This window comes from Pseudomonas sp. P129 (assembly GCF_020312195.1).
In the GTDB taxonomy this organism is placed as follows: domain Bacteria; phylum Pseudomonadota; class Gammaproteobacteria; order Pseudomonadales; family Pseudomonadaceae; genus Aquipseudomonas; species Aquipseudomonas fragariae.
On record NZ_JAGPYS010000012.1, the window covers coordinates 153,709 to 168,910 of the forward strand.

Here is a 15,202-nt window from a genome sequence, read left to right on the forward strand (position 1 = left end):
GTCAGTAAAAAAAAGCAATCAAGGAGATGATCATCATGGTAGATGTAATGACACGTGTAAAAGAATTGGTGGCCGAGCATTTGGAAGCAGCGCAAGAAGATGTAAAACCGACATCTGACATAACCAAGGATCTCAAGGGTAGCAGTTTAGAAATTGTCGAGCTCGGCATGGCTCTGGAAGAAGAATTCAACATCAAGATCCCGGATGAAAACTTTGAAAAATTCAAAACGGTGCAAAACATAGTTGACTACATCTCAAAAAACAAAAAATAGACACGAGTAGGCTAAAAGCCCACAACATCTGCTGAGCCCCCAACACCAGTTGCAGGCCCTTTGCCTCCAGTCAAAACTACCAGTAGCCGCCTCCCCGCTTTTCCCTTCAATGTACGGCTCCGCTCGTCAGGCCATCTGCCGGGCGAGCCCTGCAGTCGGGAGTAGCGGTGATGGATGCGCTGAATGTCATCAATATTGGCACTGACGGAATCAACTCGTTGTTCAATGTCGTTCTGCAGTACGGGACGACTGTTGTTCTGAGGCTGGTGATCGCAGCCTTGTTGTGGATAGTGGGTCGCTGGCTGATCGGCGTACTGGTCAGGATGGCGCAGCGTTCGCTGACGCGGCAGCGGTTTGATCCGACGGTTCTGCGCTATGTCGGCTCGTTCATCACGGTGACGCTGCATATCATTCTGGTGATCGCCATTCTGAGCTATTGCGGCATCGAGACCACCAGTTTTGCGGCGCTGCTGGCGGCCGTGGCGCTGGCGATCGGCATGGCCTGGTCGGGTTTGCTGGCCAATCTGGCAGCGGGGGGGTTCATCATCGTGCTGCGGCCCTTCAAGGTCGGCGATCTGATTTCGGCGGCGGGCGTGACCGGGACCGTTGTCGAAATCGGCTTGTTCGTCACGTCGATCAACACTCCGGAAAACGTGCTGAATCTGGTGGGCAACAACAAGATCTTCTCTGACACGATCGTCAATTTTTCCAGCAATGCTTTTCGCAGCGTCGAACTGACCGCGACATTGCCAGGCACCGCCGACGAGCAGAAGATCATCCCGCGCCTCAAGGATCAGATCGCCCGCCTGCCCAATGTACTGAGCAGCCCCGCTGTCGATGTGCACCTGTCCTCCACAACGGCCGACTCCATCACCCTGTCGGTACGGCCCTATTGCCACAATGATCATTATGATTCGGTGCATCGCCAGACGCTCGCCCTCATCAGAGCGTTGATGCTGCACCTGTCCTGAGCGGCACGCATAGGCAAAATTCATCGCCCTTCAAGCTCACCCCAACCTGTTGGCAGCCGATCAATAAGGATCGGTCCATATTCCGCGTGGCCTCTGCTTTTTTATCTTTACGGGTTTAACCATGAGCCTTTTATCTCGTTTTCGGGCCGGCACGTCGCGGACCGAGGGCGCCATCAGTGTCATTACGTCCGCCCGAGAATTGAACGCCAAGCTGTCTGCGCTGAGCTTCGATCCGGTCTATCTGACCGGTTTCGTTTCGCCGCACGTCGACTTCGATCAGGTGGCCAAGTCTGTCGCTGCGCGCTTTCCCAACGCGAAGATCAGCCTGTGCACAACGTCAGGCGAACTGTGCTCGGGCAATGATTCGCTGTACTGCGCGGCGGATAACCAGTGGGACAGGATTGTCCTTGCGCTGTTCGACTCAAGCGTCATCAAGAGTGCGGAGGTGTTACACATTCCGCTGCACAGCGAAGACATTCGCGGCGCGGGCAAGCGACTGTCGATGCGTGAGCGCATTGCGCGCCTGACCGACTCGATCAAGCGCACGCAGATCAACACCCCCATCGACCACCGCGATACGCTGGCCTACGTCACGTTCGACGGGCTGTCGGCGTCGGAGTCGTTCTTCATGGAAGCGCTGTATGAGTCCGGGCGCTTTCCGTGCCTGTTCGTCGGCGGTTCTGCGGGGGGCAAAGGCGACTTCAAGAAGACCTTGATTCACGACGGCAAACGCAGCTACGAAAATCATGCCCAGGTGGTGTTTCTCAAGAGCGCAAAAAACGTGCGCTTCGGCGTCTTCAAGAGCCAGAACTTCGAGCCGACGCCACTGAGCCTGAGTGTGCTGACGGCCTCCCTGGAGGAGCGTTACATCAGCCAGGTGGTCAACGCCAGAGGCGAGATCGCCACCATGGTTGCGGCGCTGTGTGACGCGCTCAAGTGCGAGCGGCATGAGCTGGAGGGCAAGCTGGCGCAGTACTCGTTCGCCATCCGGGTGGGCGAAGAGCTGTTCGTGCGCTCGATTGCGCGCATCGATTATGAAAGCGAGCGGGTTCACCTGTTCTGCGACGTGGCGCCCGGCGAAGAGCTGGTGATGGTCAAACGAACATCCATGATCGACACCACGCGCAACGACTTCGCGCGCTTTCTGCAGGGCAAGTCCGGAAAGCCGCTGCTGGGTCTGTTGAGCGACTGCATCCTGCGGCGCCTGAACAACGGCAGTGAGCTGGGCCGGATGAACGATGTGTTCGGTGCGACGCCGGTGGTGGGCTTCTCGACCTTTGGCGAGATTCTGGGGTTGAACCTCAACCAGACGCTCACCGCCGTGTTCTTTTTCAAAGTGCCCGAAGGCCAGCCGTTCCGCGACGACTACATCGATAACTTCATCGCCTATTACGGCGAGTTCAAGGCGTTCTTTCTGCGCCGGCAGATCAAGAAGCTGGCTGGTCTGAGCCATGTGGTGGTCAAGCAGATCGATCAGTTCAAGCAGCGTAACTTCGTGCAAACCATTGACCCGAGTGGTCTGGACGAGCAGATCCGCCCGGTGTTCGGAGGCCTGAGCGACCTCGGCGAGGTGCTGGTCAAGGCCCACCATGATCAGGAAGAAATCGCCGCTCAGTTGCGCCACTACTCTGGCGAGCTGCATGTGTCGATGGACGAGCTGTCGCAGACCATCACCCAGCAGGAAACGGTTATCGACAAAGCGGGCAATACCGTCAAAAGCCTGGTCAGTCAGGCGGACGAGGTGGTGCTGGGCTCGCGGGAGCTGGCCAGGTCCAGCCTGCGCATTCAGTCGGTGGTGCAGACGATCCAGCAGATCGCCGGACAGACCAACCTGCTGGCGCTGAACGCCGCCATCGAGGCTGCACGGGCGGGTGAAATGGGACGTGGCTTTGCCGTGGTGGCCGATGAAGTGCGCCAGCTGGCGCAGAAGACGTCGCAGAACGCCAACGACATCGGCACCGATATCGAGCGCCTGGCCGAGGAGATTCGCAAGGTGGCGCAGCACATCGAGGAGCAGTCCCTTGAGGTCGGAACGCTGACGGGGCTGCTGTCGGAACTGGAAGGCTCCAGCGACATGACGGCGGGCACCTCGCAGCGTACCCGGCAACTGGCGGATACCCTGCGCGGGCTGACTCAGTAGCAGCGCCTGCGTCAGGGCGGCATATTGCCCGTCCTGACGCAGACCGAGTTACAGGCGGCTTACTGGTTACCCAGCACGCCGACCTTGCCCATGACGTTGCTCATGAACTGCTGCACGGTCATTTTCTGGCCGTTGAAGTCGACCATCTGGTTGGCGTAATGCAGGTCGGAGACGATGTTGTCGCCGTCGACCTTGGCCAGTTGCATCATCTCGGCCATGGCGCTGGCCATGTCGCCAGCGGCCTTGGCCTGATCGGCGATGACCTTGAGGTCGGTCTGGCCTTCACGCATGGCTTGCTGGGTCGCGAGGTCGCGAATCATCGGCTTGGACAGGACGACCCTGGCGTTGACTTCGCCCAGGCTCTTCATGAGCAGCGCATCGGAAGGCTGATCGAGCGGGCCTGGATCGGCCAGGTCCACGGCGATACGCATGTGGCTTTCACCGTTGCTGGTCTTGAGCGAGAGCTTTTCCAGCTCGATGTGCGGTTTGGCCGCCAGCAGCGTTTTCATCTGGGTGTTCATCAGCTCCTGATCAGCCGGGCTCAGCTCCAGGCGGAACGGACGTTTCTCCTGCGCGGCCTGTTGCTGCTGAGGCAGGATTTTATCCTGATACAACTGATACAGCGCCTGAGTCGCCAGCACATCGAAGTTGGCGATCTTGAAGCCCATGTGCGCAGAACCGACGTCCTTGCCCGCGTAGGCAATCATGCCGGCATCGTAGTTGATCTGGGCTGCCAGGTTACCGGCATCTTCCTGCGCCAGGTTGGTGTTGGTGAAATCGCGAATCTGCACCTGTGGCTTGCCCACCACCTGGAAACCCGCGTTCTGGATTTTCATGTTGGTGTGGCCCAGATAGAAACCGGACTTGCCTTTGGTACCACCCGTGTCGAAGGTCATGCCTTTGATTTCGATGCTGACCGGGCCGTCGGGCGACGCGACATTGAGTTGCAAATTGTCCATGTTGCCCGCAAGGCTGAATTTCTCCGCGTCAGCGGACGACTCGGCGTTCAGGTCCAGACCTGAAAAACGGAACGTGCCGTCGACGTCGGTCATTTCCAGCGGAGCCATCTGCAGCGTGCCTTTGGTGGCGCGGTCATAGCCGATGCTGGCCTGACCCGTGAGCGGTGGAACGTCCTTGCTCATGGCGAACCATTTCTCGGCGCTGGGGCTTTTTTCCATCTGGAAATTGCTCAGGGCCATGACCGGCAGCAGGTTCAGCGTCTTCAGATGCGACAGCGGAATGGGGCCGTGCTCGATATGGTCGACAAACAAGAACTGGCCGCCCTGGGTGCTATCGGACAGGTTCTGGATGTCGACGCGGTAGTGCGCCGTGCTGCTGAAGAAGTGCTTGTCGAGCGAGAGCATTTCCAGTTTGACGCTGGTGTCCGTGCCTTTGAACGACTTGGCCAGCTCCTGATTGGCCTTGCTGATCGAGTCGTTCAGCGCGCCTTCCAGTTGATTGCCGGTGTACCAGGCACCAGCCGTAGCCAGTGCGCCCGCTACGACGATGACGCCAATCGCTATACCTGCTGATTTATTCATAGTGACGTGAAGATATCCGTTCTGATGATGGGAAAGTCGTACCGGGAGCGGCAGCGCCGATTGAAAGCCGCGAGAGACTATCATCGGCAGATCCCGAGAGCCCAGCCTTCATGGCCATTTCTGTGGGCGCGTCGCCCTTCTGTAAGCGCGTTGGACATGGCCTTGTGCCTTTTGTTGCGCATGCCAATCCCGCGGAAAGGTTTTGAAACAGACCCTAGCCACAGCCTTCCCGGAAACGTTAGGCTGAAACGAATTTGCGAACAGGACGTGATCACATGAGCGAGCAGCAAAAACAACGAGGCCCGATCAAGGCCGTCATTTTCGACATGGATGGCCTGTTGCTGGACACCGAGGGGGTTTACACCGAAGTCACCCACTTGATTGCCAGCCGCCACGGTCGCACCTTCGACTGGTCGGTCAAGCAGCACACCATTGGCCGCGGTGCCCGGGACTTCTCGGACTACGTGATCAAGGCGCTGGAGCTGCCGATGTCGATCGACGAGTTTCTCGAAGTCAGAGAGCCCATGCTTGAAGAGCGTTTCCCGCGCGCCGCAGCCATGCCGGGTGCCGAAGCGCTGGTCCGTCATCTGGCTGCGCATAATATTCCGATCGCCGTGGGCACCAGCTCGTCGGTGCATTACTTCGAGGCCAAGACCACCCTGCACCGCGCATGGTTCGAGCTGTTCGACACCGTCGTCACCGCCGACGACCCGGAAGTCGGCGCTGCCAAGCCAGCCCCGGACATCTTTCTGGTCGCCGCCCGCCGTCTTGGCGTCTCGCCCGCCGATTGCCTGGTCTTCGAAGACTCGCCATTCGGTGTGACCGCCGCCAAGGCTGCCGGGATGTACGCGGTGGCCGTGCCGGACTCGCATATGCCGGTCGAGCAATACGAGCATGCGGACCTGCTGCTGGGCTCGCTGGCCGACTTCCCGCTCAAGGCGTGGGGGTTGCCTGAGCTCGCCTGAATGACATGGAGATGCTGAGCATGAATTATCGAACCCTTGGCCAGTCCGGCCTCAAGGTTTCCACACTGACACTCGGCTCGATGATGTTCGGTGAGCAGACCGCTGCCGAGGAATCGCTGCGCATCATCGACAAGGCCAGGGATCAAGGCATCAATTTCATCGACACGGCGGATGTCTATAACGCCGGGCGCTCGGAGGAAATCGTCGGCCGGGCCATCGCGGCACAGCGCAGCGACTGGGTGCTGGCCACCAAGGTCGCGATCGGCCCGTCCGATGGTGTGCCCAATCGGGCCGGTCTGAACCGCAAGCACATGTTCAATGCCATCGAGAACAGCCTGCGGCGGCTGGATACCGACTATGTGGATATCTATTACCTGCACAAGGAAGATCACGACACGCCGCTGGAAGTGACGGTGTCGGCGATTGGCGATCTGATCCGGCAAGGCAAGATCCGCTATTGGGGCGTGTCGAACTTCCGCGGCTGGCGAATTGCTGAAATCGTCAACGTTGCGCAACGCCTGGGCGTGGACAAGCCGGTCATCAGCCAGCCGCTGTACAACATCGTCAACCGCCAGGCCGAGGTCGAGCAGATCACTGCAGCCGCACATCATGGCCTGGGCGTCGTGCCCTACAGCCCGCTCGCCCGCGGTGTGCTCAGTGGTAAATACGCTCCGGACATCGCTCCCGACAGCGAGAGCCGCGCCGGACGTCAGGACAAGCGACTGCTGGAAACCGAATGGCGCATGGAGTCGTTGCGTATCGCGCAGCGAATTCAGGCGTATGTGCAGGACAAAGGCGTCGGCATTGTCGAGTTCGCCATTGCCTGGGTGCTCAACAACCAGGCCGTGACCTCAGCCATCGTCGGACCAAGAACCGAGCAGCAGTGGGACGGGTATACCAAGGCACTCACGGTGGATATCACCGCTGAAGACGAGGCGTTCATCGATTCGCTGGTGACCCCCGGCCATGCGTCGACGCCCGGCTTCAATGACGTTCAGCACTTCGTTTCCGGCCGCCTGACGCGCTGAGACGATCACGCCTGCGGCCTTATGCCGCGAGCGTGTCACGGTTGCGCTCTGGACCGGTCGTTTCAGAGCGCAATGTCATAAAAACAACACGTGAAACTCCTGTTACCTGTGAATACGCACTCGGTACGTGAGGTCGATGAGCGCTAAGATAGACGCGTATTTTGTCGAGCTCGCCGGGCTGCAGTGCGATTCGCTGCTCGCCGTTAAACATGATGATGTTTGTATTTTCGCGACGGACTGGCAAGTCTTGGCTAGTCTGTCGGCAACAAAGCGATTAATTGGACATTGTCCAGCCAGGGTTGATGAAGAAGTAGGCCAATGCGCAAATCAGATAGAGAAGCCTTTCTGGGCTCCGTACTGGGCAATGAGCAGCCTCCGGCGCACCTTGCCAGAACCGTGATTGAAGAAAAGCTGCGAAACGCCATTATCGATGGCAGCCTGCCAAGCGGCACGGCATTGCGCCAACAGGAACTGGCGACGCTGTTTGGCGTCAGCCGCATGCCTGTGCGCGAAGCACTGCGCCAGCTCGAGGCGCAGTCGCTGCTGCGTGTCGAAACGCACAAGGGCGCGGTGGTCGCGCCGCTGATCACCGAAGACGCAGTGGACGCCTATGCCCTGCGCATACTGCTGGAATCCGAAGCGTTGCGTCTGTCTATCCCGTTGCTGGATGCCGACGATCTGGCGGCGGCCAAGGGCTACATCGAGCAGCTTGAAGTCGAGACGGATTTCGGCCAGATCGGCAGACTCAATCGGATGTTCCACCTTTCGCTGTATGCCAAGACCCACAACACGCGTCTCATGCGTCTGGTTGAAGAAGGCCTGAACGAAGAAGAACGCTTCCTGCGTTTCAATCTTTCCGACATGGGCCTGGGCAAGCTTTCTCAGGATGACCATTGGCAGCTGTTGCGGCTCGCCGAGCAGAAAGCGATCGAACCCTGTGTCGAAGCGCTGCAGTACCACCTCAACCGAGGTGTTCAGGCCGTCACTCAATACCTGAACAGCAAAAAGGCCACCAAGGCCAAGCCGCCCCGCGCAACGAAGAAAAACCCCGCCTGAATCATCAAGGCGGTCTATCCAGCAGGCGGTGACACAACGTCTGCGGCTTGACCGCTTGTACCTCCCGCCCTCCGCTTCACACCTCGTCGGCGTATCGCCAGGCTCAACCCCGACATGGCGTTTTTATCGCTATTTTCCTGATCTGCCGGATGGCCCAACGCTGGAATGAGGCAAACTCGGCCGTGACGCTGAGGAAACCAACCGGAGGATGTTCCCTGGCTACGGCTGAACGGCTCGCGCAGGATCGGAGCGGTTCTCTGTTCATATGAACTCAATGGATAAGGAGTTGTTGAACGGGGCAAACAGACAGTGGAAGTCATTTCCAACTTCGCCCATTAAAAAAATCCAGAACCCTGATTATTCAGCACATCGGCAACGCTGGGCGAGGCATTCGCTCATTATTAATAATTCTGACTTAATCAGTCGGAAGGGTTGTCTGCGCGCCTGTAAAACGTACACCCGACGTTTTATATAGCCACTTACACCCTCAAAAAACACCCCCTTTAATTATTATTAAAAAACGATTGCAGCCCTTGTTAAATTTGTTTTAAGTTTTCTTCGCCGGCCGTGTTATCGACGGCATGCCGGGGTGAACACCTTGCCCCACAAGGGCCAAGGCTCGGTAAACCGGCGTTGCGCTGTATCGTGTAATTCAATAACCGATGCGTGTTTGTGGCAAATCAGCCCTCACACTTCAGGCCCTTGTTCGCCTCGCATTCGGGGACTTTATTACGTGTCATCGTCGCACTGCCGATAACGCTCACCCCTTGAGTAACTGCATTAACACTGACCACCACCATGACAATAGGGACATCACTATGCTTTGTGAAAAAACACTGCTCGCACACAAGAAAGTTGAACTTGGCCGTCATCCGATCTTTGCAGAAATCACGGCACTGGATGTACTCCGACGTTTTATGGAAACCCATGTATTCGCGGTCTGGGATTTCATGTCGCTGACCAAGCGCCTGCAACAGGAACTGACCTGCACCCAATTGCCGTGGTTGCCGTCGACAGATGCTTCCGCTGCCCGCCTGATCAACGAGATCGTGCTGGGGGAGGAGTCCGATGACCGACTGGGCGCGGGTCATTACAGCCACTTCGAGCTGTACCTGGATGCGATGCGCGAGATTGGCGCGAGCACGGTACAGATCGAGCGCTTCATCGAACTGCAGAGACAGGGCATGCGTTACACCACTGCGCTGCAACACGTCGACGCGGGGCAGGCGGCGACGGCATTCGTGACACACACCCTCGACATCGCCCTGCATGCGCCGGCACACAGCGTTGCTGCGGCCTTTCTGCATGGTCGCGAGAGTGTCATCCCGCTGATGTTCCAGACCATCCTCGATGACTGGGGCATTACCGCCGACCAGGCACCCACCTTCCGCTACTACCTGGAGCGCCACATCGAAGTGGACGCTGAAGATCACGGCCCGGCAGCAGAGCAGTTGCTGGCTCGTCTGGTTGCTGGCGACACGCAGCGCGAACGAGAGGTTTATCAGACCGCCATCGCGGCTGTGGAAAGCAGGATCCGGCTATGGGACACGCTGCGCCTGAGCATGCGAACGCCGCGCATGCAGGCCAGCGCGTAGGACCCGCTCGCAACACCCTGAAGCCTTTACAAGGAAGCCATCATGAAAGCAGAAGACTACATGTCGTTCATCGATGCGTGGGAAGGTCGCGCCACCATTCGTACGCGTCCACGCAGGATGGTCGAGAACGATGAAAAACTCATCTACCCCCTCAGCCGACAGCCGCTGGTACTCAGTGACACGTTCACCCGCGAGTGCACGCATTGGCGCGATTACGCGCTGGTGCAGAGCCTCTACAAGTTCATCAACGATGTGGTGATCTTCGAGACCGAGATCGTCGACAGGACCGCGCGCAGTATCGCCAAGGACAACTTCGCGATTCGCTTCCCGTTTGCCTGTCGCTATGACGCGATGACGGTGGTGGTCGATGAGGACTACCACGCACTGGTGGCGATGGACTTCATGCAACAGACCATCGCCCTGACAGGTATTGAGCCTATCCCGTTGCCGGACGAGATTGAACTCAGCCGGGCCATTCCCGCCGCACTGGCTCTGGCCCCCGAGCATCTGCGCAGCGCGGTGGAGCTGATCTGTGTCGCCATCGCGGAGAACACCGTGACCAATGACGTGGCGGCGTTCGCCAAGGACGAATCGGTCAAGCAATCGGTGAAGGGGCTGATGGCCGACCACTTGCTGGACGAGGGGCGTCACTCGGGCTTCTGGGCGCGGCTGGTACGCATCTACTGGCACACCGCTCCCCGACAGGACCGGGAATCCATCGCCCGCATCATGCCGGTGTTCATCGCTCAATACCTGACCAACGATATTCAGAATGGCTTCGACTTCACCCTGATCGACCACCTGCAGGTGCCGGACACCGTCAAGCAGGCGCTCAGGGATGAGACCAGGGCTGTGAGTTTTCCAGTCAACCGCCATCATCCACTGGTGGCCAACATCGTGCGTTTCTTCAAGAACAGCTCGATGCTGGACGATCCTTGTGTGCAGCGGGCGCTGGCGGACTATCTGCCTGCGCAGGGGACGCTGCAATGAAGCGCCTGGAGATTGTGCTCATCGGTCACAGCCTGACCTTGAGTGAACTGAATAGCGAGCTGCTGGACCACGGGCATGGCGTGCGGCATCTGTCTGATCAGCAGGCGCTGGACGCGTTGACGGTGCCTGATGGCGGCGTGCTGATCGAAGACGGCAGCCTGGACCTGTTCGAGGAACAACTGAATGCGTTCGGCCACTCCACGCAGCTGCGACTGCGGGTCGGTTTCAGCAAGGCGCTGGATCACGGATTACCCCGGCTGGAATTGCTGTGCTGGCATGGCGCAGCCGAGGCTCGACGTTTGATCGTTCATAAGTGGCTTGCGGTCGAGGAATCAGGCAACGGGCGGGTACTGCGTGATGCCGCTGTCGCAGCCATGGTGGATCTGGCGACATTGCAGATCAGCCGGTTATCCAGAGATGAAGACTGTCTCAACGGTATGACAAGCGTCACACCCGCCCGGAGCGATCGGCAGCACGGCTTGCAGGCGGTTGATCAATTGCTGTTCGAGCATCGTTTCAATCAGACAGATCAACCGCATCTGCTGAAACTGTCCGAAACACCCATCACCGAGCGGCTGGAGCAGGCGCTGCTGAAGTTTGCCGAACGCCCGGCACTGTCCGTTCGCAACCGGACGCTCAGCTATCGGCAACTGCACGCGCACAGTCTCGCCATCCAAAGCTTGCTGCAGCCGTTGCTGGCGCACGCGAAAGCCGGCACACCTGCCGTGATCGGTATCTGCCTGCACAAGTCAGCCGAGCTGTATGCGGGCATTCTCGCGGTTCTGGGTTGCGGTGCGGTTTACCTGCCACTTGATCCCGGCCAGCCCGTGCAGCGTCAGCAGTACATTCTGGAAAACTCGGGAGCGATGCTGTTGCTGCACGATGGCTCGCACCCGCTGGCGGCTGCGGAATTTCCGGCGCTGGATATCGCTGCGGTTCCTGTGGGGGATGGAGCTTCAACCCATGTACGCGTTGCTACCGATCAGGATGCGCCCTGCATGGCGCTGTACACGTCGGGCACCACCGGGCAGCCGAAAGGCGTATTGCTCAGCCAGCGTAATCTCAGCCACTTCACCGCCTGGTATGCCGAGCATGTGAGCCTGAACGAACACAGCCGGGTGCTGCAATTCTCTACGCTGAGTTTCGACTCGTCGATCATCGACATTTTCCCCACCTGGCTCAGTGGCGCCGAGCTGGTGGTCCCCGATGAAGACCAGCGACGTGATCCGTTGCAGTTGGTCAGCGTGCTGCAACAAGGCATCACCCATGCATTCCTGCCGCCGGCGCTGTTGAGCATCCTGCCGCTGGATCAACCGCTGGGGCTTGAGCATGTCATGACCGGAGGCGACGTCTGTGAGCCGCACGTGATTGCGCAACTCACCGGGCAATGTCATTTCCACAACCTGTACGGCCCCACCGAGGCCACGGTGTTGGTCACCGCCTGCGAGTTCGGGCCGTCCAGCAGCAACCGCCATCTGGGCCGACCGATCGCCAACAGCCAGGCGTGGATTCTGGACGAGCAATTGCAGCCCGTGGCCGAACAGACTCAGGGTGAGCTGTACATCATCGGTCCCGGCGTCTGTCTGGGCTATGTAAACAATCCCGCGCTTACCGCCGAGCGCTATGTGTGGCTGACGAAGCCGGATGGCCAGCTTATGCGTGCCTATCGCACCGGCGACATCGCCAAGTGGACGGCTGACGGCATCGTCCTCAGCGGACGTCGTGATAATCAGGTGAAGATTCGCGGCTTTCGGGTCGAGCCGGAAGAGATCGAGCATTGCCTGCGTGACAGCGGACTGTATCGACAGGTTGCCGTGGTGATCGACAGACAGCGACGAATTCTGGCGTTTCTCGCTCAACCGTACCTTGAGCATGACGAACAGGCACTGAAAGCGCATGTACAACGCCTGTTGCCTGATTACATGCATCCCGCCGTCTACACGATGTTGCCCGGCATGCCGTTCGCCAGCAACGGCAAGGTCGATCGCAAAGCGCTTCTGGAAATACCGCTGAGCTTTATCGGGCAGCACGCTCGTCGGCTGCCCGAGACTGAGCAGCAACAGGCGCTGCTGGGGCTATGGAGCGAGCTGCTGGAGCTGCCGCCAGACGATATCTCGACTGATGACAGCTTTTTCAATCTCGGTGGTCACTCGATCCTGCTGTCGCGGCTGTTGCTGGGGGTTCGCGAACGCTTTGGGCGCAGCATTCCGATCAATCGCTTTATCGAAGCACCGACGGTGCTGACACTGGCCAGCCTTATCGACAGCGACGGCACCTCGGCGGGCGTCCTCAGTGCTCAGGCCCTGCGGGATGCCAAGCCGGACTTTCAGCTGGCTACATTGCCCGTCAGCAGGCTGGGTGATGTTCATAAAGTGATTGTCACGGGTGCCAATGGCTTTCTGGGTGTGCATATCGTCGAAGCGCTGCTCAACCGGGGGGCGACCGAGATCGCCTGCCTGGTGCGCGAGGCTTCTGGACAAAGCGCGCAACAGCGCTTCGAACATGCCCTGCGGGAAAACCGTCTGGATCACCTGGACCTGAGCCGCGTGAAGGTCTACCCCGCTGACCTGACCAAGCCCCGGTTGGGGCTCAGTGAAGCGGTGTATGAGCGGCTGGATCTCGAGTTTGGTGCGTTGGTGCACAACGCTGCCAATGTGAACCATGTTCAGGACTATGAAAGCCTGGTCAAAGACAATGTCGCCCCGGTCTTTGAATGCCTCAAGCTGTGTGAAGGGCGCAGTAAAAAGATCTTCAATTTCGTGTCGACGTTGTCTGCCTGCAGTGCCATCGATGCCGCCGGTAATGTGCTTGAACAGCCCGCTGCCACGACCCCGCCGATCTACATCAAGAATGGCTACAACCTCTCCAAATGGGTGGCTGAGCGCATCCTGCAATGTGCCCGGGACCAAGGTGTGTGGGTGAACATCTATCGCCCCGGCAACATCGCCTTCAACAGCGTTACCGGCGTGTGTCAGCCACAGAAAAACCGCTTGATGCTGATGCTCAAGGGTTCGCTGCAACTGGGTCAGGTTCCGGCATTCGCCATTAACTTCGACCTGATGCCGGTGGACTTTCTGGCGCGTTTCATCGGCTTCCATGCCAGCCGTTACCAGCCAGAACACGCGGTGTTCAACCTGCATAACCCCGAGCCCTTGAGCTGGGGCGACTACGTGCACGCCTTCCGCGAGGCAGGGCGTCAGTTCGAGCTGGTCAGCGTCGAGCAATGGCAGATGCAACTCAGGCGCGTCGACAGCCAGAACGCGCTGTTTGGCGTGCTGGGGTTCTATCTGGACGGGTTTGAAGAAGACATCGGCGATATCTCGATGATCGAGCACCGCAACACCCTGAACGGCATTCGTCGCATGGGCGAGCAATACCCGCAAAAGACTCCGGCGTTACTGCGCAGGGGCTGCGATTACCTGAAAGAAATCGACTTCATCTGAGCCATTACCCCCTGAGATAAATGGAGAACGACATGAACACACTTCATAGCAATCTGAAACCCGACACCCTTATCAAGAACCCAGAGGCATGCCGAGTGGTGTCCGCCGTGGAAGTCTCCGGTGATGCGGACAGCGTGTGGGCTGTCGTCGGCAATTTCGGTGGCTTCCAGGCATTCATACCGGCGCTGGAGAGCATCGAAGTCACTGGCGAAGGTCCGGGCTCGGTTCGCAGCAAGCTGTTCAAGGATGGCAACGTGGCCATCGAACAACTGAACTCCAGGGACGATCAAGCGCTTTATATGACCTGGTCACTGATCCACACCAGCTTGCCGGTCAGCAATCTGTGGGCGGCAATGACTGTTGAAGCAACCGGTGACGGCGATACCTGCATCGCCAGTTGGACGATTGTTGCCGACCCTGTTGAGAATGGGCCTGAAGGGGATGCATTCGAGGCGTTTCTTCAGGGGTTTGCAGATGGCGCAATGAGTAACGTGCGCAGCCTGTTTGGCTGATTGACGCTGCATCACAGCAGCCCGCTCGGAGCGAGTGCCTGAGCGGGCTTTTTTATTTGATGCCCCATAACGACAAAACCCCTCATCGCGTAAGCGATGAGGGGTTTCGGAATTCAATCTTGACGATGACCTACTCTCACATGGGGAAACCCCACACTACCATCGGCGATACACCGTTTCACTGCTGAGTTCGGGATGGGATCAGGTGGTTCCAATGCTCTATGGTCGTCAAGAAATTCTGTTGCCGATCCGTTAACAGGTAACGTTCCAGCGAATTTTGGTGACTTCTACTTAAACAAAAACCCTCAACGCGTAAGCGAAGAGGGTTTCTGGAATTCAATCTTGACGATGACCTACTCTCACATGGGGAAACCCCACACTACCATCGGCGATACATCGTTTCACTACTGAGTTCGGGATGGGATCAGGTGGTTCCAATGCTCTATGGTCGTCAAGAAATTCGGGTACCGAATCGTGCCCTGCGGCGCGCTTCAGCAAATCGGGTATGTGATATCAAGCTGTTTCAGGTGTCATTCGTGACGCAAACTTTCGGTTCGTGTCATCTTCACAGTCACCGCAATCTGGTCATTCGACACAAATTGCTTGGGTGTTATATGGTCAAGCCTCACGGGCAATTAGTATTGGTTAGCTCAACGCCTCACAGCGCTTACACACCCAACCTATCAACG

General features: G+C 58.3%; 10 protein-coding genes, 3 rRNA genes and 2 pseudogenes. 11 read left to right on the forward strand and 4 right to left on the reverse strand.

Going from position 1 to position 15,202, the window contains the following annotated elements:
* The first annotated feature begins 35 nt into the window (after positions 1-35).
* The 4 genes and pseudogenes from acpP to KBY02_RS26640 all read left to right on the forward strand — a co-directional run.
* Positions 36-272 carry an acyl carrier protein gene (gene acpP, locus KBY02_RS22380; RefSeq protein WP_054091386.1) on the forward strand — a complete coding sequence of 79 codons (237 nt, stop codon included), beginning with the start codon at positions 36-38 and terminating at the stop codon, positions 270-272.
* 170 nt (positions 273-442) lie between these two features.
* A complete protein-coding gene (locus KBY02_RS22385) occupies positions 443-1,243 on the forward strand; it encodes a mechanosensitive ion channel family protein (protein ID WP_096135886.1) in 801 nt (266 codons plus the stop codon).
* Between the two features lie 121 nt (positions 1,244-1,364).
* A pseudogene (locus KBY02_RS26635) lies at positions 1,365-2,471 on the forward strand (FIST signal transduction protein); the annotation flags it as partial.
* A gap of 555 nt (positions 2,472-3,026) precedes the next feature.
* A pseudogene (locus KBY02_RS26640) lies at positions 3,027-3,383 on the forward strand (methyl-accepting chemotaxis protein); the annotation flags it as partial.
* Between the two features lie 59 nt (positions 3,384-3,442).
* Here the strand turns inward: KBY02_RS26640 and KBY02_RS22395 are convergent.
* On the reverse strand, positions 3,443-4,924 hold the full coding sequence (locus KBY02_RS22395) for a YdgA family protein (protein ID WP_024643251.1): 1,482 nt from the start codon (positions 4,922-4,924) through the stop codon (positions 3,443-3,445).
* Between the two features lie 275 nt (positions 4,925-5,199).
* Between KBY02_RS22395 and KBY02_RS22400 the strand changes: the two genes are divergently transcribed.
* From KBY02_RS22400 to KBY02_RS22430, 7 genes are all read left to right on the forward strand, one after another.
* Entirely contained in the window at positions 5,200-5,889 is a 690-nt protein-coding gene (locus KBY02_RS22400; protein ID WP_003407919.1) for an HAD-IA family hydrolase, read from the forward strand.
* Between the two features lie 20 nt (positions 5,890-5,909).
* Positions 5,910-6,917, forward strand: a complete 1,008-nt coding sequence (locus KBY02_RS22405; RefSeq protein WP_024659488.1) for an aldo/keto reductase — start codon at positions 5,910-5,912, stop codon at positions 6,915-6,917.
* 318 nt (positions 6,918-7,235) lie between these two features.
* The gene (locus KBY02_RS22410; protein WP_003407917.1) at positions 7,236-7,973 is read left to right on the forward strand and encodes a GntR family transcriptional regulator; all 738 of its coding nucleotides are present in this window, start codon (positions 7,236-7,238) and stop codon (positions 7,971-7,973) included.
* Positions 7,974-8,791: 818 nt separating this feature from the next.
* Positions 8,792-9,568 (forward strand): DUF3050 domain-containing protein, encoded by a 777-nt coding sequence (locus tag KBY02_RS22415; protein ID WP_225650765.1) that lies wholly within the window; start codon positions 8,792-8,794, stop codon positions 9,566-9,568.
* Positions 9,569-9,610: 42 nt separating this feature from the next.
* Positions 9,611-10,558: a diiron oxygenase gene (locus KBY02_RS22420; RefSeq protein ID WP_103713648.1), complete on the forward strand. Its 948-nt coding sequence runs from the start codon at positions 9,611-9,613 to the stop codon at positions 10,556-10,558.
* Positions 10,555-14,001, forward strand: a complete 3,447-nt coding sequence (locus tag KBY02_RS22425) for a non-ribosomal peptide synthetase (protein ID WP_225650766.1) — start codon at positions 10,555-10,557, stop codon at positions 13,999-14,001. Before KBY02_RS22420 ends, KBY02_RS22425 begins: the two co-directional genes overlap by 4 nt.
* Before the next feature lie 32 nt (positions 14,002-14,033).
* The gene (locus tag KBY02_RS22430) at positions 14,034-14,513 is read left to right on the forward strand and encodes an SRPBCC family protein (RefSeq protein WP_104652888.1); all 480 of its coding nucleotides are present in this window, start codon (positions 14,034-14,036) and stop codon (positions 14,511-14,513) included.
* 117 nt (positions 14,514-14,630) lie between these two features.
* Here the strand turns inward: KBY02_RS22430 and rrf (KBY02_RS22435) are convergent.
* The 3 genes from rrf (KBY02_RS22435) to KBY02_RS22445 all read right to left on the reverse strand — a co-directional run.
* Positions 14,631-14,746, reverse strand: a 5S ribosomal RNA gene (gene rrf / locus KBY02_RS22435).
* Between the two features lie 107 nt (positions 14,747-14,853).
* A 5S ribosomal RNA gene (gene rrf, locus KBY02_RS22440) occupies positions 14,854-14,969 on the reverse strand.
* Positions 14,970-15,127: 158 nt separating this feature from the next.
* Positions 15,128-15,202: ribosomal RNA gene (locus KBY02_RS22445) — 23S ribosomal RNA — on the reverse strand; the annotation flags it as partial.